At 58.4% G+C, this 21,602-nt stretch carries 19 protein-coding genes; 15 read left to right on the forward strand and 4 right to left on the reverse strand.

Annotation, left to right across the window (positions count from 1 at the left end; all coding sequences use genetic code 11):
- Window positions 1-88: 88 nt before the first annotated feature.
- Entirely contained in the window at window positions 89-376 is a 288-nt protein-coding gene (locus AC5SEO_RS15335; protein ID WP_013762209.1) for a hypothetical protein, read from the reverse strand.
- 528 nt (window positions 377-904) lie between these two features.
- Here AC5SEO_RS15335 and AC5SEO_RS15340 point away from each other — a divergent pair.
- Genes AC5SEO_RS15340 through AC5SEO_RS15365 form a run of 6 tightly spaced genes read left to right on the forward strand, consistent with a single transcriptional unit; the run spans window position 905 to window position 6,594 of the window.
- Window positions 905-1,930, forward strand: coding sequence for a LacI family DNA-binding transcriptional regulator (locus AC5SEO_RS15340; RefSeq protein ID WP_013762211.1), 1,026 nt, complete (start codon window positions 905-907; stop codon window positions 1,928-1,930).
- A 35-nt stretch (window positions 1,931-1,965) separates the two neighbouring features.
- Window positions 1,966-2,919, forward strand: coding sequence for an ABC transporter substrate-binding protein (locus tag AC5SEO_RS15345; RefSeq protein ID WP_025595134.1), 954 nt, complete (start codon window positions 1,966-1,968; stop codon window positions 2,917-2,919).
- Window positions 2,916-3,725, forward strand: coding sequence for an ATP-binding cassette domain-containing protein (locus AC5SEO_RS15350; RefSeq protein WP_013762213.1), 810 nt, complete (start codon window positions 2,916-2,918; stop codon window positions 3,723-3,725). Before AC5SEO_RS15345 ends, AC5SEO_RS15350 begins: the two co-directional genes overlap by 4 nt.
- Window positions 3,722-4,726: an ABC transporter permease gene (locus tag AC5SEO_RS15355; RefSeq protein WP_003518264.1), complete on the forward strand. Its 1,005-nt coding sequence runs from the start codon at window positions 3,722-3,724 to the stop codon at window positions 4,724-4,726. The genes AC5SEO_RS15350 and AC5SEO_RS15355 overlap by 4 nt, the downstream gene beginning before the upstream one ends.
- 4 nt (window positions 4,727-4,730) lie before the next feature.
- Window positions 4,731-5,798, forward strand: coding sequence for a phosphotriesterase family protein (locus AC5SEO_RS15360; RefSeq protein ID WP_174069062.1), 1,068 nt, complete (start codon window positions 4,731-4,733; stop codon window positions 5,796-5,798).
- A 25-nt stretch (window positions 5,799-5,823) separates the two neighbouring features.
- The gene (locus AC5SEO_RS15365; protein WP_026331026.1) at window positions 5,824-6,594 is read left to right on the forward strand and encodes a glutamine amidotransferase; all 771 of its coding nucleotides are present in this window, start codon (window positions 5,824-5,826) and stop codon (window positions 6,592-6,594) included.
- 31 nt (window positions 6,595-6,625) lie between these two features.
- On the opposite strand, the gene AC5SEO_RS15370 is transcribed toward AC5SEO_RS15365, so the two are convergent.
- Complete coding sequence (locus tag AC5SEO_RS15370; protein ID WP_013762216.1) at window positions 6,626-7,522, reverse strand: ribokinase; 897 nt, start codon at window positions 7,520-7,522, stop codon at window positions 6,626-6,628.
- A 24-nt stretch (window positions 7,523-7,546) separates the two neighbouring features.
- Between AC5SEO_RS15370 and AC5SEO_RS15375 the strand changes: the two genes are divergently transcribed.
- From AC5SEO_RS15375 to nadE, 9 genes are all read left to right on the forward strand, one after another.
- Window positions 7,547-8,389 (forward strand): BtpA/SgcQ family protein, encoded by an 843-nt coding sequence (locus AC5SEO_RS15375; RefSeq protein WP_174069064.1) that lies wholly within the window; start codon window positions 7,547-7,549, stop codon window positions 8,387-8,389.
- A 19-nt stretch (window positions 8,390-8,408) separates the two neighbouring features.
- Entirely contained in the window at window positions 8,409-9,665 is a 1,257-nt protein-coding gene (locus tag AC5SEO_RS15380; RefSeq protein ID WP_174069065.1) for a Zn-dependent hydrolase, read from the forward strand.
- Between the two features lie 253 nt (window positions 9,666-9,918).
- Complete coding sequence (locus tag AC5SEO_RS15385) at window positions 9,919-10,476, forward strand: fasciclin domain-containing protein (RefSeq protein WP_174069067.1); 558 nt, start codon at window positions 9,919-9,921, stop codon at window positions 10,474-10,476.
- A gap of 339 nt (window positions 10,477-10,815) precedes the next feature.
- Window positions 10,816-13,605, forward strand: coding sequence for a bifunctional aconitate hydratase 2/2-methylisocitrate dehydratase (locus tag AC5SEO_RS15390; RefSeq protein ID WP_174069068.1), 2,790 nt, complete (start codon window positions 10,816-10,818; stop codon window positions 13,603-13,605).
- Window positions 13,606-13,850: 245 nt separating this feature from the next.
- A complete protein-coding gene (locus AC5SEO_RS15395) occupies window positions 13,851-14,975 on the forward strand; it encodes a hypothetical protein (protein ID WP_174069070.1) in 1,125 nt (374 codons plus the stop codon).
- Window positions 14,975-16,927 (forward strand): asparagine synthase (glutamine-hydrolyzing), encoded by a 1,953-nt coding sequence (asnB, locus tag AC5SEO_RS15400; protein WP_174069072.1) that lies wholly within the window; start codon window positions 14,975-14,977, stop codon window positions 16,925-16,927. The genes AC5SEO_RS15395 and asnB overlap by 1 nt, the downstream gene beginning before the upstream one ends.
- Window positions 16,924-17,187 carry an acyl carrier protein gene (locus tag AC5SEO_RS15405; RefSeq protein WP_003518245.1) on the forward strand — a complete coding sequence of 88 codons (264 nt, stop codon included), beginning with the start codon at window positions 16,924-16,926 and terminating at the stop codon, window positions 17,185-17,187. Before asnB ends, AC5SEO_RS15405 begins: the two co-directional genes overlap by 4 nt.
- A gap of 18 nt (window positions 17,188-17,205) precedes the next feature.
- The gene (locus tag AC5SEO_RS15410) at window positions 17,206-18,738 is read left to right on the forward strand and encodes a class I adenylate-forming enzyme family protein (RefSeq protein WP_174069073.1); all 1,533 of its coding nucleotides are present in this window, start codon (window positions 17,206-17,208) and stop codon (window positions 18,736-18,738) included.
- Window positions 18,735-19,733, forward strand: coding sequence for an NAD(+) synthase (nadE, locus tag AC5SEO_RS15415; protein ID WP_076845334.1), 999 nt, complete (start codon window positions 18,735-18,737; stop codon window positions 19,731-19,733). The genes AC5SEO_RS15410 and nadE overlap by 4 nt, the downstream gene beginning before the upstream one ends.
- A gap of 166 nt (window positions 19,734-19,899) precedes the next feature.
- On the opposite strand, the gene AC5SEO_RS15420 is transcribed toward nadE, so the two are convergent.
- Both AC5SEO_RS15420 and AC5SEO_RS15425 read right to left on the reverse strand, forming a co-directional pair.
- On the reverse strand, window positions 19,900-20,418 hold the full coding sequence (locus AC5SEO_RS15420) for a hypothetical protein (RefSeq protein ID WP_013762224.1): 519 nt from the start codon (window positions 20,416-20,418) through the stop codon (window positions 19,900-19,902).
- A gap of 204 nt (window positions 20,419-20,622) precedes the next feature.
- Window positions 20,623-21,447: a hypothetical protein gene (locus tag AC5SEO_RS15425; RefSeq protein ID WP_174069075.1), complete on the reverse strand. Its 825-nt coding sequence runs from the start codon at window positions 21,445-21,447 to the stop codon at window positions 20,623-20,625.
- Between the last annotated feature and the right edge of the window lie 155 nt (window positions 21,448-21,602).

The following is a 21,602-nucleotide window of genomic DNA, read 5'->3' on the forward strand; positions in this document are numbered from 1 at the left end:
TGTCTGACGTGCTCTAGCTATTTGTTTTTACGCATTTTCCGGGCGTAAAACTGCTACGCACTTTAGGAAATGCGCGACCATTGCGGGATCATGGAATGGCGCGCGGGCCGGCGGCTACGGTTGCGACGTCGCGAGCCAATGCATCATCGATTTCAGTTGGTGACACCTGAAGGAACTGGCGGCGGTTCATGGCGACAGCGACCGCGGGAATCTCTAGATGGGTTCCCACGCGGCGATACGCCGTGAAGCTGAGGCCCTCTATCAATTCCTCGTCTATGACCAGGCGATAAGTGCCCGCTCCCAAGGGTTCCGAAAGGGCCTCCAGACGGAACGGATGCGTGAATGTGATTTCGGTCTCTGTGGTTCTTTCGATCATGTCCAACACCGCTTTCGGTTGCGTTAAAACCCGCACAGTTACAGCCGGTTATCGCAACTATGCGCCGATCAGGATGTAAACGATCAACGCCACACTTGCCGCAGACAAGACGTAGCCAGCCAGCGTTGCGAGATTCTGTTTTGTCGGTTGGTGGAATATGGAAGACATGGCGTCCTCCTTTGTCGGGGCCAGGGTATTCAACCCTTAAACAGCAGCGCCCGTACTATAGCTGCTGGAACAAACACAGTGGACCCGTTTCATTCGTTTAGCAATGAAACAATCCTGATAATCCGAGGTGCTGATCGAAGACACCTCTATGTGAAGGCGAGGAGCGCCGTCACTCGTCTCGCGATTGCCCTTCTCCGTCGGAAGGCCGCAAAAGTCTCCGATATGCCAAAATTCGAATGCCTCACCAAATGATCTTGACAGGGGGCAAGTTTTGGATTTCCTTGTAAACCGGTTTAGTAAATCGCTTTACAAGCTCTATCAAGAGGCCAAAGGCCCACGGGAACAGGAACGGGAAGAATGATGGCGCCAAATCGCGCGACCAGTCTGAAGGATGTTGCCCGCACGGCGGGTGTTTCCGTCGCTACGGTGTCGCGGCTGCTCAACGGCTCACTGGAATTGCCTGCGGACACGAAGGCCCGCATCGAAGACGCCATTCGCCAGCTCAACTATGTTCCTAACCCGCATGCCCGGCGTCTGAGCCGTGGGCGCTCCGATACGATCGGTCTCGTCGTTCCCGATATCGGCAACCCGTTCTTCGGCATGCTGGTTGCAGCAGTGGAAGAGGAGGCAGACAGGCGCGGTCTTGCCGTATCGCTTTTCGCAACGTTGAACCGGCCGGGACGCGAACTGTCCTATCTGCGGCTTCTTGCCCGCAACCATGTCGACGGGCTGGTCTTCGTTACCAACCACCCCGATACGGACGAGCTTGCCGAGCTTATCAGCGCCACCGGCAAAGTCGTTGTGGTCGATGAAGACGTCAGTGGGGCATCCGTGCCGAAGCTGTTCTGTGACAATGAACAGGGCGGCCGCTTGGCTGGTGAACACCTTGCCGGATATGGCCACGAACGCGTACTTTATGTCGGCGGCCCGGCAGAGATGCTCAGCACGCAGCGGCGTTTCCTTGGGTTGGAGGCAGCGTTGCGGACACATTGCGGCTCCGAGCCGTCGATCATGCGCTATTGCGGCGACTATACCGCGGAGTTCGGTCGCGAGGCGGCCTTGCGTTTTCTTTCCGAAGGCCGTCCCGCCACGGCAATTTTCGCGAGCTCCGACGAAATCGCCATCGGGATGATTGAAGTCTTGCGGGCGCAGGGTGTGCGCATTCCGCAGGACGTATCGATGATCGGCTTCGACGATGTCGGCCCGCTGCATCTGTTCGATCCGCCGCTTACCGCCATTCGCCAGCCGGTCAGGGCCATTGGCCAGCGCGCCCTGTCGTTGCTCGCCGAAACCAATTGGGAACAGGAAACTCCGGCCCATCCGGAAGAGCTGCTTCCCGTAGAAATCGTCGTGCGGAGCTCCGTTGCGCCGCCGTCGAAACAATAATTGCGACGGACAAAACCAACAGAGGAAGAACGCAAATGACAATAATCAAACGCAGATATTTCTCCGCAGCCCTTGCCGCCACCTTTCTGGCCGGGGCGACGCTTTCCGCCGGCATTGCCGGTGCCGCGGAAAAGACGATAGCCCTGGTGCAGATCAACCAGCAGGCCATCTTTTTCAACGACATGAACAAGGGTGCGGAAAAGGCGGCGAAGGAAGCGGGCGTCAAGCTCGTCATCTTCAATGCCAATAACGATCCGGCAGCGCAAAACAGCGCCATCGAGACCTATATCCAGCAGAAGGTCGATGGGATCGCGGTCGTTGCCATTGATGTCAACGGCATCATGCCTGCGGTAAAGCAGGCCGCCGAAGCGAACATCCCAGTGGTCGCTATCGACGCAATATTGCCGGAAGGGCCTCAGAAGGCACAGATTGGCGTCGACAATGCCAAGGCTGGTGCCGACATGGGCAAGTTCTTCGTCGACTATGTGAAGTCAGACATGGGCGGCAAGGCCAAGATCGGCGTCGTCGGGGCCCTCAACTCATTCATACAGAATATCCGCCAGAAGGGCTTTGAGGACACGCTCAAGGATCAGCCCGGCATCACGGCGGCTGGCGTCGTTGACGGACAGAACGTGCAGGATACGGCTCTTTCCGCAGCGGAAAACCTCATAACCGGCAATCCGGATATGACCGCAATCTACGCAACGGGTGAACCGGCCCTTCTCGGCGCCGTCGCTGCCGTCGAAAGCCAGAGCAAGCAGAAGGACATCAAGGTCTTCGGCTGGGATCTGACCAAGCAGGCGATCGCTGGCATCGACGCTGGTTATGTCGCGGGTGTCATTCAGCAGGACCCGGCGGCCATGGGTGCTGCGGCCGTCAAGGCGCTGAAGACTGTTTCTGATGGTGGCAGTGTCGAAAAGACGATTGCCGTGCCCGTGACCATCGTCACCAAGGCCAATGTCGAGCCCTACCGGGCGGTCTTCAAATGATCGCCGGCGGACAGCACCCAACCGCTGTCACCGGCGCTGGGGGAGATATTCTCCCCCAGCATCTCTCCGGTGCGGCGCAAGAACCGCGCGTCTCGCTTCGCGGTATCGTAAAAACCTTCGGTTCACATCAGGCGCTGCGCGGCGTCGATCTCGACATCTATCCCGGTGAATGCCTGGGCCTTGTCGGTGACAACGCGGCTGGAAAATCGACGCTGACGAAGGTTATTTCCGGAACCTACATTCCCGATGAAGGATCCATTACGCTCGAAGGGGAAGAGGTCCGTTTCTCCGGTCCCGCCGATGCGCGCAATCGCAATATCGAGATGGTCTTTCAGGATTTGAGCCTCTGTGACCATATAGACGTGATCGGCAACCTGTTTCTTGGGCGCGAGATCACCAAGGGTCCGTTCCTCGACCGGCAGACGATGTTGGCCGAGGCCCGCAAGATGCTCGACGCGCTGGAAATCCGTATTCCAAGGTTGACGGCCAAGGTGGAAAAACTCTCCGGCGGACAGCGGCAGGCAATCGCAATCGCCCGTGCGGCGTCCTTCAATCCCAAGGTCCTGATCATGGACGAACCCACTTCGGCGCTTGCCGTAGCAGAGGTGGAGGCCGTTCTGGCGTTGATCAACCGGGTCAAGGCCAAGGGCGTGTCCGTCATCCTCATCACTCATCGTCTTCAGGATCTGTTCCGCGTGTGTGATCGCATCGCCGTCATGTACGAGGGAACGAAGGTCGCCGAACGGCAGATCAACGAAACCAGCCTCGAAGACCTCGTCAAACTGATCGTGGGAGGTCGCCATTGACCGTCTACACTGAACGCGCCAAGGGCTCACCCGTCGCCGATTTCATCGCCGAAAACGCGCAGGTCTTGTCCATAACGGCCTTTTTCATCGCCTGCATGCTGTTCTTTGCCGTAAGCACGGATACGTTCCTGACGGCAGGCAACCTGCTGAACGTCGTGCGTCAGGCCGCTCCCATCCTCATCGTTTCCGTCGCCATGACGCTTGTCATCATCACCGGCGGCATCGACCTGTCGGTCGGCTCCATGGTTGCGCTGATCAACGCCGTCGGTGCCATCCTCATGGCGGCGGGCTATCCGTGGCCTCTGGTGCTGGTCGCCATGCTCATGCTCGGAGCCGTGCTTGGTCTCTTGCAGGGCTGGTTCATTGCCTATCAGGGCATTCCGGCCTTCATCGTTACGCTCGCAGGCTTGTCCATCCTTCGAGGGGTCGCACTCTATATCACCCAAGGGTATTCGGTGCCGATTCCGGATGCGCCCGGCTTCTTTTTTCTCGGTCGCGGAGACCTGTTCGGTTTCCCGGTGCCGGCGCTGATCGGTATCCTCATCACTGTCGTGGCCTATGTGGTCATTTCGTCCACCCGCTACGGACGCCGGGTCGTGGCGGTAGGCTCCAATCTGGAGGCTGCCCGTCGTGTGGGTATGCCGGCAAAATGGATCCTTGCATCGGTCTATCTGGTCGCAGGCGTGGCATCCGCAATCGCTGGGCTGCTGATCGCGTCACGCCTTGGCTCGGGTTCCTCCAATGCTGCTGTCGGCTTTGAGCTGCAGGTCGTGGCAGCGGTTGTGCTTGGCGGCACATCTTTGATGGGCGGACGCGGAACCATTCTCGGCTCCGTGCTTGGCACCATGACCATTGCCGTGATCGGCAACGGGCTGATCCTGATGCATATTTCGCCCTTTTTCACACAGATCGTCACGGGCGCGATCATTCTTGCCGCTATCTGGCTCAACACACGCATCTTCACCACCAACTTCCGCTTGGGTTCCAGAAAAAAGGGTTGAGGCCATGGTGGATGAACTCTCGAAAGGCCATATTCGCTCCGGCAATTTCATGACGGTTGCCGGCCCCGTCCCGGTGGAAAAGCTCGGCGTGACGCTGATGCACGAGCATATTCTCAACGATTGCCGCTGCTGGTGGCACGCACCGAAAACGCCGGAGCGGCAATATCTGGCAGAGGGCTTGGTCTGCCAGGAAATCCTCGGCGAACTTCGCCAGGATCCCTTCGTCAACAAGCACAACATCACGCTGGATGATGAGCCGCTTGCGATTAAAGAACTGCATGAATTCGCCGCTCAGGGCGGCCATACAGTGGTGGAGCCGACCTGCCAGGGTATCGGCAGAAATCCGCTTGCCCTCAGGCGGATATCCGAGGCGACCGGGCTCAACATCGTGATGGGGGCGGGTTATTATCTGGCCTCCTCCCATCCTGAGAAAGTGGCAGCGCTCAGCATCGACGACATCGCCAATGAAATCGTTCACGAGGCGCTTCAGGGCGTCGACGGAACCGGCGTGAAAATCGGTCTGATCGGAGAGATCGGTGTGTCCTCGGACTTCACCCCCGAGGAGCAAAAATCGCTGCGGGGTGCGGCGAGGGCGCAGGCCCGTACAGGTTTGCCCCTCATGGTGCATCTTCCGGGCTGGTTAAGGCTGGGTCACAGGGTTCTCGATGTAGTCGAGCAGGAAGGCGCGGATGTCAGTCACACCGTTCTGTGTCACATGAACCCGTCGCATGATGACCTTGGCTATCAGGGAGAACTTGCCGGCCGCGGTGCCTTCATCGAATACGACATGATCGGCATGGATTTCTTCTATGCCGATCAGCAGGTCCAATGCCCGAGTGACGACGAAGCGGCCAAAGCCATCGTCCAGCTGGTGGAGCGCGGATATCTGGACCGCATCCTGCTTTCCCACGATGTTTTCCTGAAGATGATGCTGACGCGGTATGGCGGCAATGGTTACGCCTATATCCTCAAGCATTTCCTGCCGCGATTGAAGCGGCATGGTCTGGATGACCTCACCTTGCAAATCCTCATGCGGGATAACCCGCGCTCGGTCTTCCAGGCGAAACCGTGACGAACCCATAGAAATGGAACGAAAAATGACAAAAAAAATACTTCTCGTGGGCGAAAGCTGGGTCAGCTCCGCCACTCACTACAAGGGCTTCGACCAGTTCGGCAGCGTCACCTTTCACTTGGGCGCGGAACCTCTGGTAAAGGCGCTCGAAGGTAGTGAATACGAGCTGACCTACCTGACGGCTCATGATGCTGTCGAGAAACTTCCCTTCGATATGGCGGGGCTGGATGCGTATGACGCGATCATCCTCTCTGACATCGGTGCCAACTCGCTGCTTTTGCCGCCTGCGGTTTGGCTGCACTCGAAAACCGTTCCAAACCGTCTGAAGCTTCTCAAGGCATGGGTCGAAAAGGGTGGCGGTCTGCTGATGGTTGGCGGATATTTCTCGTTCCAGGGTATCGATGGCAAGGCCCGGTGGCGTCGCACCCCCGTGGAAGATACGCTTCCCGTGACCTGCCTGCCATGGGATGATCGCGTTGAAATTCCGGAAGGATCGACGGCCGACATTCTGATGCCGGATCATCCTACCGTTGCAGGTCTTTCCGGCGAATGGCCGCTTCTCCTCGGTGTCAATGAGGTAGAGGTGCGCGAGCGTGCGGATGTGGACGTGGTCGCCCGCCTGCCTGCGGAGCAGGGCGGTCATCCGCTTCTGGTCACCGGCGTTTTTGGAAAGGGTCGGACAGCGGCGTGGACATCCGACATTGGTCCGCACTGGCTCTCTCCCGCCTTCTGCGAATGGCAGGGCTACGGCCGTTTGTGGAAAAACATTCTGGGCTGGCTGACAGAAGCTCGCTGAGCGCTGCGGCAGGTATCGGTGGAGAGGATCGTCAGTTGGACAAAATATCCGCGAGCTCAAGGATATCGGGAAAGGCTGAAAGCGTGCCCCGACGACTGACGGTCAGCGCAGATGCCTTTGCGCCATGCCTCAACGCCCGTTCATCCACACTGACGTTTCTCAACGCGGCGGAGGCCAGCGTGACGGCCATGAAGCAATCGCCAGCACCCGTCGTGTCGACAACGCCAGTTTTTTCGGCGGGCACGGTCAGGCATTGGTTTGTCGTGCCGAGCATCGAACCCTCGCCGCCAAGGGTGAGGATGACCTGGCGGACACCGGCTGAAATGAGCAATTTTATCGCTGTCGAGCCGGTATCCCCGGTCAGGGCGGCCGCTTCGCCGCGGTTGAGGAAAGCGATGTCCGTGAGCGGCCAGAGACTTTCAAACCAGGGTTGGAGAGGTGACGGATTGAATGCGGTGATCATTCCCGTTGCCTTTGCCTGCGACAGTGCGAGACGGGTGGTTGTTTCACCCAGATTGCCTTGCACGACGAGAAGGTCGCCGGGGCTGGCTGTACCAAGGGTTCCGGCCACGTCTTCCGGGGTCAGGGATTGTGCGCAGGCAGTGGTCGTGACGATGCTGTTTTCACCATCGGGCGTGTTGAAGATGATGGAGAGATCGCTGGTCTGCCCATCCATGCCAATGAGGTCGGCGGTCAGAGGTTCGGTTGCAAGGCGGGCGCGGATGGTCGCAGACCTGTCATCTGTACCTACAGCAGCAGTCAATGTGGTATCGAGCCCGCATCGGGCCATGACAATGGCTTGATTGCAGCCTTTTCCGCCAAGATCGCGGAAGGCCTGCCGGCCGAAAATCGAAGCCCCGGCTTCCGGCAGGGCGGAAACGGAATAGGTTTCGTCGAGCGCGATATTGCCGATGACGAAGGCACGCATGAAAAACTTTCGAGAGGACAAGGCATGCAGATCATATCCGACAATAGGGCGAACGCCATCCAAGAAATCTTTGGTCGTGACAAGGCCTTGATCGGCATGGTGCATTGCCCGCCGTTTCCCGGAGCACCAAGGTATCGTGGCGCGGCCATGGATGCCATCTACGACGTCTGCATGCGCGATGCCGAGGCTTTGATCGAAGGCGGTATGCATGGTCTTCTCGTTGAAAACCATGGCGATATTCCCTTTTCCAAGCCGGACGATATCGGTCATGAGACAGCTGCCTTCATGAGCGTGGTGACTGACCGGGTCGCGCGGGCGACTGGCGTTCCGCTCGGTATCAACGTGCTTGCCAATGCGCCGATCCCGGCTTTCGCCATTGCCATGGCAGGCGGGGCGAAATTCATCCGCGTCAACCAGTGGGCCAATGCCTATGTCGCCAACGAGGGTTTCATGGAAGGGCGTGCGGCGGAAGCGATGCGTTATCGATCCCTGCTCAGGGCCGAGCACATAAAGGTTTTCGCCGACAGCCACGTCAAGCACGGCGCGCATGCGATCACGGGTGATCGTAGCATCGATGAGCTGACCCGCGACCTTGCCTTCTTTGATGCGGATGCGGTGATCGCTACTGGTCAGCGAACCGGCAACAGCGCAACGATGGCGGAAATCGAAGAGATCGGGCAGGCCACACATCTTCCGCTTCTGGTCGGTTCTGGCGTTGGGGAAGCCAATATCGTTGAAATCCTGAAGCGCACCAGCGGTGTCATCGTCGCTTCGTCGCTAAAACAGGGCGGTGTCTGGTGGAACCCTGTCGAGCCTGCCCGTGTGCGATCGTTTGTTGAGGCGGCGCAGCCAGGGCTTTCGGGTTGAGGGCAAACGGGAAATGATGATGACGCAAACTCTTTCGATCAACGGGCAGCGACTTATCGATCGACTCGACCGGTTTGCGCAAATAGGCGCGACGGCAAAGGGTGGCGTCAACCGCCAGGCCTTGACCGGCCTCGACCGGCAGGCGCGGCAATTGCTGACGGAGTTGGCGCTGCAGCGGGGCTTCAAGGTCTTTCAGGACCCGATTGCCAATCTGTTCATTCGCCGCGAGGGGCGCAACCCGGATCTGTCGCCGCTGCTTATCGGAAGTCATCTCGACAGTCAGCCTGCAGGCGGTCGTTTTGACGGTGCGCTCGGCACGCTCGCAGCTTTTGAGGTTCTGGAAACACTCGAAGATTGCGGGGTGGAAACCGAGCGGCCGGTGGAGGTCGTGTCGTTCACGAATGAAGAGGGCTGCCGCTTCGCGCCGGGCTGCATGGGCTCCATGGCTTTTGCCGCCGGTTCAATTCCAAGCGCCTGGGAGACCATGTGCGCGACTGACGGTGCGCTTTTCGCAGATGAACTCTCCGCCACGCTGGAAAGTCTCCCGGTTGCCGCGATGCGGCCTCTGGGCACGCCGGTTTTCGCTTATCTCGAGGTCCATATCGAGCAAGGCCCTTCATTGGAAAAAGAGGGCTTACCGATCGGCATCGTCACCGGCATACAGGGAACGCGCTGGCTGGAGGTGATTATCGAAGGGCAGACCGCCCACGCTGGAACAACGGCGCTGCAATATCGGCACGACCCCATGCAAGCCACGGCCAACGCGCTTGCTGAACTCTATCGCGACATCATGCCAGCCGATCCGGCCGCGCGTTTCACGATTGGCCGAATGGCCCTTGAACCCGGCGCGGTGAACGCGATCCCGGCAACGGTGCGCTTCACGATCGATTTTAGACACCCTTCGCTGACAACAATCGGCGTCATGGAGCAGACAATCCGCATGGCTATCAAGCAGGCAGCGGCGGACACAGGCTGCTCGGCGACTATTTCCCAGATTTTCGACATGCCGCCGGCAAGTTTTCCGGATGAATTACTTGCCGTATTGGATCAGGCCGCACAAGAGCGGGACTTTGCAACAAAGAGAATGCTCTCCGGCGCATTCCACGATGCGCTTTTTATGAACCGCGTCGCGCCATCGGCCATGATTTTCGTACCCTGCCGGGATGGTCTCAGTCACAATGAGGCTGAATATGTGGAGCAGGAGCATAGTATTGCGGGTGGCAACATGCTCTTGGCTTCGCTTCTCCAGCTGCTAGCGCCGACGGGAGCGTTGTAAATCGAATGTTTGCGGGCCCCTTGTTAGGGTTGCTCCGTTTGCAGATCACTGCGCGCTGGCCGATCGCGAGTGTAATTCGGTTGAGAAAAAGCCGAGATGAATCAGCGCTGTAGCAAGTGATCGTATGAAACTGCTTTTTGCTTGAAACTTTCCTCCTGTCGCTCTCGTCACTTGTGCTGTTCCCCGAGACAGGAACGACAGGCCTTCAGAGGCGCGCTTCCGCGCCGAGGCGATTAGGGAAGAGGAATATTCAATGTTCAAGTCCGCAATCCGTACGCTCGCCCTTGCGACGGCAATCTCGACTCTTGCTTCGGGTGCCTTTGCTGAAAATCCAAAGGTCGGCGGTGCTGCAATGTACGAAAACAAGAACATCATCGAGAATGCCGTCAACTCGAAGGATCACACCACGCTGGTCGCCGCCGTCAAGGCTGCCGGTCTCGTAGAAACCCTTCAGGGCAAGGGACCGTTCACGGTCTTTGCTCCGACCAATGAGGCCTTTGCCAAATTGCCGAAGGGTACAGTCGAAACTCTGCTGAAGCCGGAAAACAAGGCGCAGCTGACCAAGATCCTGACCTGTCATGTCGTGGCGGCCGATGCCATGTCCAGCGCCATCGAGAAGATGATCAAGGATGACAACGGCACCCATAATGTGAAGACGGTCGGCGGCTGCATCCTCAAGGCGAAGGAAAGCATGGGCAAGATTACCCTGACCGACGAAGCGGGTGGTGTTGCGCATGTGACGATCGCCGACGTCAAGCAGTCGAACGGCGTCATTCATGTCATCGACAAGGTTCTGCTTCCGAAGATGTGATTGCTCTTATCTTCTGCATGCCTGATCCGGCCACCTCCTCGGTGGCCGGATTTTTTTTGTGCTCGACGTTGCTTTTATCGGTGAGTCTATGGTTTGCCGGTATCGCGTACGGCAGGCCGCGGGGAGGAATGCCGGGCGCATCCCTGGGGGCACGACGGCAGACGGCATGCCTGCCCGCATGTTCTCCTGTCCCGTTATCGAAAACAGAAACAGAGTGCGCTATCTTGCCTTCCGGCCCTGGTTGACGTACTCGAAATCGATAGGACCCTGGGCCGATTAACAATAGTGTTTCGTGGCGCTGCGTTTCGGCGCCATACACCTCATGACGTTGGGATTGCGATGAACCTTTACTTGGATTACCTGGCTGAGATCGAAAGCAGAAAAACTCAAGGGCTCGCTCCCAAGCCGATCGACGATGGCGGATTAACCGGCGAAATCATTGCCTTGATCAGGGATACCGGTAGCGAATATCGCGCGGATGCCCTCAAATTCTTCATTTACAACACCTTGCCAGGCACCACGAGCGCTGCCGGCGTCAAGGCGGCCTTTCTGAAGCAGATCATTCTGGGCGAAACTGTCGTCCCGGAGATCACGCCCACTTTCGCCCTTGAACTGCTGTCGCATATGAAGGGTGGCCCCTCCATCGAAGCGCTGCTCGACATCGCCCTTGGCGATGATGCCGGGCTTGCCCAGCAGGCAGGCGAAGTGCTGAAGACGCAGGTGTTCCTCTATGACGCCGACATGTTCCGGCTGCGTGATGCGTTCAAGGCGGGCAATACCGTCGCGAAGGGCGTTCTTGAGAGCTATGCCAAGGCTGAGTTCTTTACCAAGCTTCCCGATGTCGAGGATGAGATCAAGGTCGTGACCTTCATCGCCGCCGAAGGCGATATTTCGACCGATCTTCTGTCGCCTGGCAACCAGGCGCATTCGCGCTCCGACCGGCAGCTGCACGGCCAGTGTATGATCACGCCGGAAGCGCAGGCGGAAATCGTCGCGCTACAGAAGCAGCATCCCGACAAGCGGGTGATGATGATCGCCGAAAAGGGCACGATGGGCGTCGGCTCGTCGCGCATGTCGGGCGTCAACAACGTGGCGCTGTGGACCGGCAAGCAGGCCAGCCCCTATGTGCCCTTCGTCAACTTCGCCCCGATCGTTGCCGGCACCAACGGCATTTCGCCGATCTTCGCCACCACTGTCGATGTGACGGGCGGCATCGGCATCAACCTGAAGAACTGGGTGAAGAAACTCGGCGAAGACGGCAAGCCTATCCTCAACAATGACGGCAATCCGGTTCTGGAGCAGAAATATTCGGTTGAGACCGGCACCGTTTTGAAGATCGACGCCAAGAGCTACAAGCTTCGTGACGAGAACGGCGCGGAACTGGTCGATCTCTCATCCTCCTTCACGCCGCAGAAGATGGAATTCATGAAGGCAGGCAGCTCCTATGCCATCGTCTTCGGCAAGAAGCTCCAGACGTTTGCGGCGGAAACGCTTGGCGTCGAAGCCACCCCGGTCTTTGCGCCCAACAAGGAAATTTCCATCGAAGGCCAGGGCCTCACGGCCGTCGAGAAAATCTTCAACCGCAATGCCGTTGGCGTCACGCCCGGCAAGGTGCTGCATGCCGGCTCCGACGTGCGCGTGAAGGTCAACATTGTCGGCTCGCAGGACACGACCGGCCTGATGACCGCGCAGGAACTTGAGGCGATGGCGGCAACCGTCATTTCGCCGCTGGTGGATGGTGCGTACCAGTCGGGTTGCCACACGGCCTCCGTCTGGGACAAGAAGGCGCAGGCGAACATTCCGAAGCTCATGTCCTTCATGAACAACTTCGGCGTCATCACTGCCCGCGACCCCAAGGGCGTCTATCATTCGATGACGGACGTGATCCACAAGGTGCTGAACGACATCACCGTGGACGACTGGGCGATCATCATCGGCGGCGACAGCCACACCCGCATGTCCAAGGGCGTGGCCTTCGGTGCCGACTCGGGCACTGTGGCGCTGGCACTGGCGACGGGCGAGGCGACCATGCCGATTCCGCAATCCGTCAAGGTCACCTTCAAGGGCAAGATGCAGCCGCATATGGACTTCCGCGATGTTGTCCATGCGACGCAGGCGCAGATGCTGAAGCAGCATGGCGACAACGTTTTCCAGGGCCGCATCATTGAAGTCCATATCGGCACGCTGCTCGCTGACCAGGCCTTCACCTTTACCGACTGGACGGCCGAGATGAAGGCCAAGGCGTCGATCTGTATCTCTGAAGACAAGACGCTGATCGAGTCGCTGGAAATCGCCAAGTCGCGTATCCAGATCATGATCGACAAGGGCATGGATAATGCCGCCCAGACACTGAAGGGCCTGATCGCCAAGGCAGATCAGCGTATTGCCGAAATCCGCTCGGGCGAAAAGCCCGCTCTGGCCCCTGACGACAATGCGAAATATTTCGCTGAAGTCGTCGTGGATCTGGACGTGATCGACGAACCGATGATCGCCGACCCCGACGTCAACAACACCGATGTGTCCCGGCGCTACACCCATGACACGATCCGTCCGGTGTCCTATTACGGCGGCACCAAGAAGGTCGATCTGGGCTTCGTCGGTTCGTGCATGGTGCATAAGGGCGACATAAAGATCGTCGCCCAGATGCTGAAGAACATCGAGAAGGCCGAAGGCAAGGTCGAGTTCAAGGCGCCGCTCGTGGTCGCGGCACCGACCTATAACATCATCGACGAGCTGAAGGCGGAAGGGGATTGGGAAATCCTGCAGAAGTATTCCGGCTTCGAGTTCGATGATCTCAAGCCGAAGACTGCCAACCGGACGGAATACGAGAACATCCTCTATCTGGAGCGCCCGGGCTGCAACCTTTGCATGGGCAACCAGGAGAAGGCGGAGAAGGGTGATACTGTTCTGGCAACCTCGACCCGTCTCTTCCAGGGCCGCGTTGTTGAGGACACTGCGGAGAAGAAGGGTGAATCGCTGCTGGCCTCGACCCCTGTCGTGGTACTGTCGGCAATCCTTGGCCGCACACCGAGCGCTGAGGAATACAAGGCCGCCGTGGTAGGTATCGATCTGACCAAGTTCGCACCGCCGAAAGCTGCGCCAATCGATTCCCTGTCTGTCCAATACTAAAGTATTTCCGGGCGTAGGACTTTTACGTCCGGAAAAACGTTTGAAACCAAAGATATAGAGCGCGTCCACCGAATTCAGTTGAAACCGGACGCGCTCTAGGGTTGAAATTACCCGTCAAATTCTTTGCAAAACGCCACAATCACGCGAAAAAACGCCGGCACATAACTTCTGATTAATACGCCTGCGGCAGAATAGGAATGATAATTACTTTCGATTAAATATCTATCCGGCAAGAAGCGGCGAGTATGTCTGAAATACGCTCATTTATTGCGGACGATCTCGTGTCCGTGGCTGACATGTTTCACCGTTTTTTGCGGAAGAAGGATGGGGCCGCGACAGATGATCTGACCTCATATTTGCGCACCGTCTTTCTCGAAAATTCAAACATACATCCGGATATTCACTCCAAGGTCTATGTGCGCGACGATGGCCGCGTGTCTGGATTTCTGGGTGTGTTGCCCGTGGCAATGGAACTTAATGGCCGGAACATACAGGCCGCTGTCTGCTCTTCCTTTGTCGCTGAAGACCGTGAGACCGATCCTTTTGCCGGAGCGCGTTTGCTGCGCGAAGTTTTGGGTGGACCTCAGGAGCTGACATTCGGGGAGACGATCAACGACGTTTCCGCCGATATGTGGAAGACGATGCGCGGCCAGCTGCTCGCCTCCTACAGTCTCGATTGGCTGCGGATTTTACGCCCGGCTTCATTCGGGCTGGAAATAGCCGCTGATCGTTTCTCCAGCACTTTCCGCGCGCTGACGCCGTTCAGCAAGATCATCGACCGCACCATTTCGGCGCGTGGCCATGGGCGAGCATTATCCTATTACGCATCCCATCCGGACAAGGTGGACAGCTTTACCGACGACGAAGCGAGCGATACCGAATTCGCGCGTCTGGCACGCGAACTCGTCGGCCACTTTCCGCTCCATCCCGTTTGGACCGAGGAAAGCCTGTTGAACATGCTCCAACACGCCAAACGCAAACGTCTGCACGGCGAACCAGTCCAGCGGATTGTGAGGGCCCGCGGCGGCAGGGCGGTGGGGCTTTTTCTTTACCACGGCAATCCAACGGGCATCGGCCGGACGCTGCAGATCATGGCCGTGCCCGGGCAGGAGCAGATCGTGATCGACCGGCTGATCCGCAATGCCTATGATCGTGGTCTCGCGGCCATCAGGGGCCGCACCCAGCCGGCACTGCTGCGGGCGATGCTCGGCAAGAAATGCACGTTTCTGCATGCGTCATCCACCATCGTGCATTCGCGCAATGCGGACCTCCTCAAGGCAGCGACGGATGGAACGGCATTTTTCAACGGCTTTTGCGGTGAAAGCTGGACGCGCCTCATCGGTGACAGCTTTGGTCAGGCGGTCGAGTAATGTGCGGAATTGCCGGATTTTATCGACACGACATGCCGGCCGAGCGCGCAAACGAGCGCCTTGCGCTGATGGCGTCGCGTCTTAAGCATCGTGGTCCAGATGCGCATGGAGCCCTGCTGCGCGGCGATGTCGGCCTTGCCCACGCACGGCTGGCGATTGTGGGCATTGCAGATGGCGCGCAGCCGATGCGCACCGTCGAAGACGATCTTGCCATTTCCTTCAACGGTGAAATCTTCAATCACGTCGAACTGCGCGAAACGCTGTCCGCACGCGGCCACCATTTCCGCACCCACTCCGACACCGAAGTCATCCTGCATGACTATCGCGACAAGGGGCTGGATTGCCTCAACGAATTCAACGGCGATTTTGCCTTCGCCCTGCACGACGCCCGCAACGACACGCTGGTGCTTGCGCGTGACCGGATGGGTGTCCGGCCGCTTTATTATACGTGGCATGAAGGTACGTTTTATTTCGCATCCGAGATCGGGGCGCTTCTGGCGTTGCCGGGAATGACGGCCGAGATCGATCCGGTAGCGCTGGATCAGATATTCACCTTCTGGTTCCCGTTGCCGCCGCGCACCGCCTTTCGCGGCATTCACGAATTGCCGCCCGGTCATCTGATGATCCTGCGCGATGGCGCGTCCACGGTACGGCGCTGGTGGCAGCTTTCCTATCCTGACGGCAAGGACGCAGCACCGCCGGCAAGCCTTGGCGCGCAGGTGGAAGAGCTGACGGCGCTTCTGGCCGACGCAACGCGGATCAGGCTTCGCGCCGATGTGCCTGTCGGCTCCTATCTGTCCGGCGGGCTCGATTCCTCCCTCGTTTCTGCCCTGGCTGCGCAAAGCGTTAGCCGAGGCCTGCGCACATTTTCGCTGGCCTTCGAAAGTGCGGAGCACGACGAAAGTATCTGGCAGAAAACAATGAGCCGGCATCTTGGCGTCGCATCCGAAACCACGGAGTGCTCAACTGCGGACATAGCGCAATACATGCCTGAGGTCATGGAGCACGTGCAGACGCCCATTCTTCGCACAGCGCCGGTGCCGCTTTACCTGCTTTCCCGGCATGTGCGCAAACGGGGCATGAAGGTGGTGCTGACCGGTGAAGGTGCTGATGAGCTGTTCGCTGGCTACGATATTTTCCGCGAAGCGCGGGTACGGCGCTTTTGCAGCCGCCAGCCGCAATCGGCTCGCCGGCCGAAACTGTTCCAGCGGCTTTATCCCTACCTTCCGGGGCTGAAACAGCAGACGCCGGATTATCTGGCACGCTTCTTCTCCTTCGGCGCAGAAGCCACCGACGAACCGCTGTTTTCCCATCGGCCGCGCTTGCGCTCAACGGCGGCGGCGAAAATCTTCTTTTCAGCGGAATTGAAAGCGCAGCTTGGCGACTACGACGCTGCGGCCGATCTTGCCGCGCAGTTGCCGGAGGATTTCCGCCGCTGGCATCCGCTTCATCAGGCGCAGTACCTCGAGACAGCATTTCTCTTGCCCGGCTATATTCTGTCCAGTCAGGGAGACCGGGTCATGATGGCAAATGGAGTGGAAGGCCGGTTTCCGTTCCTCGATCCCCGTGTGGTGGACTTTGCCGCAGCGCTCCATCCCGAGGCGAAACTGCGCGGTCTGAAGGAAAAATATATCCTCAAACAGGCTGCAGCCGAGTTGGTGCCCGATGCAATCTTAAACCGACCCAAGCAGCCCTATCGCGCGCCCGACGCAGAAGCCTTCGCGGATGCCGACTATCTCGAAACCGTACTTTCCACCGGTCAAGTCAGGACCACCGGCCTGTTCAATGCCCAGGCGGTGGAAAAGCTGACGACAAAGGTGCGGCAAAAACAGGCGACCGGCTTTCGCGACAACGCCGCCTTCGTCGGCATACTCTCGACCCAGCTTCTGCACGCTGCCACGACCCAGAATTCCACAATGTCATCGCAAAAAATCGAAGGAAGCTCCAAATGACCAATGAAAGCACCGGCATGAAAGCCGAAATTCGCGGTTTCATCATCGAAAACTTTCTGTTCGGTGACGAAAGCCGGCCGTTTGGCGATGATCTTTCGTTGATCGACAATGACATGGTCGATTCCACGGGAATTCTCGAATTGGTGAGCTTCATCGAGGAACGCTACGGAGTCCGCGTTGCCGACGGCGATATCGTACCGGCCAATCTCGATACGATCGACAACATCGCCGCCTTCATCGGTCGCAAGCAGACCGCCTGAAATTTCGGGAAGCGCCAATTGCGTATCGACCACTACCTGCATCGAAGTGCGGAGCGCCATGCCGGCAAGACGGCGCTGGTGGCCGGTGAGACGCGCCTGAGTTACGGCGAACTCAAGACGATGAGCGAGGCTTTCGCCACTGATCTGATAGCGCGAGGCGCAAGCCCGGGAGACCGTGTCGTCCTTGTGCTGGACAATGGCTGGCGCATGGCGGTTGCGGTTTTCGGTTGCTGGATGGCGGGCGCTGTTGCCTGCCCCATCAACCCATCGTCCAAGGCCGCACGCCTTTCGCAAATTCTGGACAGTTGTACGCCCTTTGCGGTGGTTGCCGAGGCCCGGCTGGAAAAGGTCGTTTCGGATGCGGCCGGTTCTTCTCCGTTGTTGCGCATCGTTTCCGGCGCGCCGAACCCAACGGCCGATGGTGTCGATTTTGACGCGATGCTCGAGGAACCGATAGGCGCGCTGCCGCAAAACCTGCTCGATACCGATCTGGCAGTAATCATCTATACATCTGGCTCCACCGGAGAGCCAAAGGGCGTGATGCTGGCGCATGATAACATGGATGCGGCCGTCCGTTCGATTACCTCGTATCTCGGCAATAGGCCGGAAGATATTCTGCTCGGAGTATTGCCGCTTTCGTTCGGATATGGTCTGAACCAGCTGCTTTCCAGCGTTTTCGTCGGCGGCACGCTGGTGATCGAGAAATCCTTCGCCTATCCGCATCTGATTTTCGAGCGTATCCGCGACGAGCGGATCACGGGCTTCGCGCTGGTGCCGACCATGCTGTCCATCATGATGCAGACGCGCGATCTGTCGCCGGCGCTGTTTGAAAGCCTGCGCTACGTCACCGCCGCCGCTGCACCCCTTTCGCCCACCCATAGCGACTGGCTGCGGACTTTTCTGCCGCATGTGCACCTGTTTTGCATGTATGGCCAGACGGAGTGTACCCGTATCGGCTTTCTGCCGCCGGAAGACCTCGACAGGAAACGCGGTTCTGTCGGCATCGCCATTCCGGGCACTGCCATCGCGGTGGTGAACGAGGACGGAGACAGCCTGTTGCCCGGAGAGGTCGGAGAACTCGTGGTCAGCGGGCCGCACGTCATGCGCGGTTATTGGCGCAACGAGGCTGCCACAGCGCGCGCGCTGCGCGTTGATGCCGCAACGGGCCGGACGCGTCTTCACACCGGCGACCTGTTTACCTGCGATGCCGAGGGTTATCTCACCTTCGTTGCCCGCAAGGACGATATCATCAAGTCGCGTGGCGAAAAGGTTGCGCCGCAGGCGGTCGAGGCCGTTCTGCAAGCCATGCCGGGCGTCTCGGACGCATTGGTCGTCGGCGTTGCGCATGAGGTTTTCGGTCAGGCGGTGAAGGCGATCGTGATCGCATCCGACGAGGCGATCACCGCAAAAGACGTCATGCGCTACTGCGCTCTGCACCTCGAAACCCACATGGTGCCAACACTGGTTGAATTTCGCGATTTCCTGCCGACGACGGATACCGGCAAGGTCAGTCGCCGCCTCGCTGCTCAAGATACGGAGAACAATCGATGACGAACAATGCAAAGAGCCTGCCTTTCTCGCCGCTTGAACTTGATGCGGCGGCGGAGGTAGAGCGTATCGCCGAAAAAATCCGCCAGTCGCTTCGTTTCAACCTGCGCAAGCGTGGGCTGGTGCTCGGCATTTCCGGCGGTATCGATTCCAGCGTCTGCGCCGCACTTGCCGTTCACGCGCTCGGGGCAGCAAATGTTATTGGCCTGTTCATGCCGGAAAACGATTCCGACCCGGAAAGCCTGCGCTTGGGGCAGGCTTTGGCGACGAAGCTGGGTATGGACTGCGTGCTGGAAGATATCGGCCCTTCGCTTGCCGCCATGGGTTGTTATGAAAGGCGCGATGGCTTCATCCGCGAGGTTGTGCCTGAATACGGGCCGGGCTGGGCCTCCAAGATCGTCTTCGACAACGCTATGAGCACCGGCGCCTATAATATTTCCTCGCTGGTCGTCCGTTCGCCATCGGGCGAAACGCGCAAGGTTCGTCTCTCCGCAAAAGCCTATCTCGGCATCGTTGCGGCGACGAATATGAAGCAGCGCACGCGCAAGCAGTTCGAATATTATCACGCCGACCGCCTGAACTTCGCGGTGCTCGGAACCCCGAACCGGCTGGAGTACGACCAGGGCTTCTTCGTCAAGAACGGCGACGGGGCTGCCGACATCAAGCCGATCGCCCATCTTTACAAATCACAGGTCTATCAACTCGCGGCCCATCTCGGCGTCCCGCAGGAAATCCGCTCCCGCCCGCCGACAACGGACACCTATTCCATGCCGCAGACGCAGGAAGAGTTCTATTTCGCGCTTCCTTACGACAAGATGGATATCTGCCTCTACGGTCTGGAACACAGCATGCCTGCAACCGAGATCGCTACGGCGACCGGGTTGACGGAGGACAATGTCCGGTTCGTCTGGACCGATATCGCCGCCAAGCGAAAGGTTGCGCACTATCTGCACCACGCCCCTATCCATTTCCATGAGGGCGCTCAGGCGAAATCCTGAGATTGTTCCAAGCGGCGCCGGCCTGGGCGATCAGGCCGGCGTATGAAACAAACCTCGATATGAATATGTAGCCGCGCCCGCCAGCAGAAGAGCTGTGAAAGTGATATGCGGGCGGCAATTACATTTGTTAGTCAAGGCGTTAGGATTGGCAGTGCTTCGCCACCATTCAGTCCGCTGCGAATTCGCACGCCAACAGGGTCTTGTCGCCAAGTGCCGCACCTTCGCGCGCCACAATGGAGACTTTTCCCGGTCCAGCCAGACCTTCAGGCGGCTGCTGGTCCTGCGGAAGCTGCCGGGCATAACCCTTGCTCGATGTACCCATCAGGTCTGAAGTTTCCGGTTTCAAATCATATTTCGCTGCCAGAGCATCGGCACGCTGGCCCTTGATCAAAACACCGACTGCACCATTGGCGAAGAAGACTTCGTCACTCTCAAACCCATCGCGGCCGATCTGGTTCGGAAGCTTATAGATAGCCGCACCCAAAGACGATGTGTCGGCCTTTGCAAGTTTTTCGGCGGCATCATAAATTTCGGTCGCCGATGTCATCGAATAGGGCGGATTGCACAGGGCCGCATCATAGAATGCGGGATCGATTTCGGCAGCCAAAGCGCTACCGGCATGAAGCGCAGTAATGGCTACGGACATTACGACGGTGCCGCGAAGGAAAGGTGTGAATGCAAACATTGGCGTCCCTTGGAATTTGCCTGTCGTCCGTTTGAAGATATTGCGTCAGGCTTTGCCATTCCTTGGAGCACCATAATTCACGCCCTGTCGATATACGCGAAGCGTTTTCCCCAGCTCGCCAGAACAAAACTCGTCATCCGACCGCAAGGAAAGCGGGGCGGAAGACGGCATTTCCATAGCGGGAATGAAAATGCTCTGTTGTTGCTAGCCCGGCCGATTCAATACCGGTTGGCCGGCTTCGTGTTTGACAATCCGCAGCATGGGCTGCCCGCCCATCTCGGCGGATTCAAACCGGGCAAGAAGGTCGAATGAGGTTACGGCTTCGCCCGCCTTGAAGCGTTTTCCGTGGACGGCGAGATGTCCAAGCCCAAATACGGCAAGAAGAGCCTCCGTCGGGTTATCCGACGACGTGTCGAAGAGCAAATTCGTTTGGCCGAAATGCTCGAGACCCGTAGTCCAGGCTCTGGTCGCGCCGTTCTCCCGGATCACGAAGGCGCCATAGGCAAGCATTGTTGCTGTCTGTTGCGGCTGATCCAGGTGACTGTTGGCGTAGCTCAGACAGTCGTCGAGATCGGTGCGGCCGACGATGAGGTCGAGATAATGCAACACAACGGCGCGCATCGGTGCAAGCTGGTGAATGCCGAGCAGGGTCATGGCGATCTCGTTATGTGCCACTGTGGGGTCGTCGTCATCCGCCACGATCATCAGTTTGAATTTCGCCTGATGGGTCGCACGGCACAGGTCATCATGCGCAGCTTTTGCATTGATGCAGAACGTGTTCGTCCAGTCGACTTCGACCCGCGCTACCGCAGGATAGTGAGCAGGAATTGCCAGCGTTCCCACCGCCTCGGGAATGCCAACGAAGACGCGGGTTCCGCCGCGAAAGCCGTCAAAGACGCCTTCGCTCTCCAGTTGCTCACATTCGTACCCTTCAAGGCCCCAGGCTTCGATCAGCGCCTCAGCCGACAGGGTGGGCAAATCGTCAAAATAGAGTGTTGCCGAAAAATATTGAACATTGTCGCTTGTCACTACGATAACCTCATATTTCCGCTGCACTAGTCCGGCCGTTTTCACAGGCGGCGATAGCCCATCTAGTCGATTTTTGCGACAATATGATTTGCGCCGTCGTCAGAGCGATTATTCACTGATGGCTCAGAACGGTAACCGTTCGAGATGATCCCGAT

The organism is Agrobacterium sp. K11, assembly GCF_059429395.1.

Coding starts and splice junctions, on each gene's coding strand:
- AC5SEO_RS15335 (WP_013762209.1), bottom strand. CDS start 376: ATGATCGAAAGAACCACAGAGACCGAAATCACATTCACGCATCCGTTC.
- AC5SEO_RS15340 (WP_013762211.1), top strand. CDS start 905: ATGGCGCCAAATCGCGCGACCAGTCTGAAGGATGTTGCCCGCACGGCG.
- AC5SEO_RS15345 (WP_025595134.1), top strand. CDS start 1,966: ATGACAATAATCAAACGCAGATATTTCTCCGCAGCCCTTGCCGCCACC.
- AC5SEO_RS15350 (WP_013762213.1), top strand. CDS start 2,916: ATGATCGCCGGCGGACAGCACCCAACCGCTGTCACCGGCGCTGGGGGA.
- AC5SEO_RS15360 (WP_174069062.1), top strand. CDS start 4,731: ATGGTGGATGAACTCTCGAAAGGCCATATTCGCTCCGGCAATTTCATG.
- AC5SEO_RS15365 (WP_026331026.1), top strand. CDS start 5,824: ATGACAAAAAAAATACTTCTCGTGGGCGAAAGCTGGGTCAGCTCCGCC.
- AC5SEO_RS15370 (WP_013762216.1), bottom strand. CDS start 7,522: ATGCGTGCCTTCGTCATCGGCAATATCGCGCTCGACGAAACCTATTCC.
- AC5SEO_RS15375 (WP_174069064.1), top strand. CDS start 7,547: ATGCAGATCATATCCGACAATAGGGCGAACGCCATCCAAGAAATCTTT.
- AC5SEO_RS15380 (WP_174069065.1), top strand. CDS start 8,409: ATGACGCAAACTCTTTCGATCAACGGGCAGCGACTTATCGATCGACTC.
- AC5SEO_RS15385 (WP_174069067.1), top strand. CDS start 9,919: ATGTTCAAGTCCGCAATCCGTACGCTCGCCCTTGCGACGGCAATCTCG.
- AC5SEO_RS15390 (WP_174069068.1), top strand. CDS start 10,816: ATGAACCTTTACTTGGATTACCTGGCTGAGATCGAAAGCAGAAAAACT.
- AC5SEO_RS15395 (WP_174069070.1), top strand. CDS start 13,851: ATGTCTGAAATACGCTCATTTATTGCGGACGATCTCGTGTCCGTGGCT.
- asnB (WP_174069072.1), top strand. CDS start 14,975: ATGTGCGGAATTGCCGGATTTTATCGACACGACATGCCGGCCGAGCGC.
- AC5SEO_RS15405 (WP_003518245.1), top strand. CDS start 16,924: ATGACCAATGAAAGCACCGGCATGAAAGCCGAAATTCGCGGTTTCATC.
- nadE (WP_076845334.1), top strand. CDS start 18,735: ATGACGAACAATGCAAAGAGCCTGCCTTTCTCGCCGCTTGAACTTGAT.
- AC5SEO_RS15420 (WP_013762224.1), bottom strand. CDS start 20,418: ATGTTTGCATTCACACCTTTCCTTCGCGGCACCGTCGTAATGTCCGTA.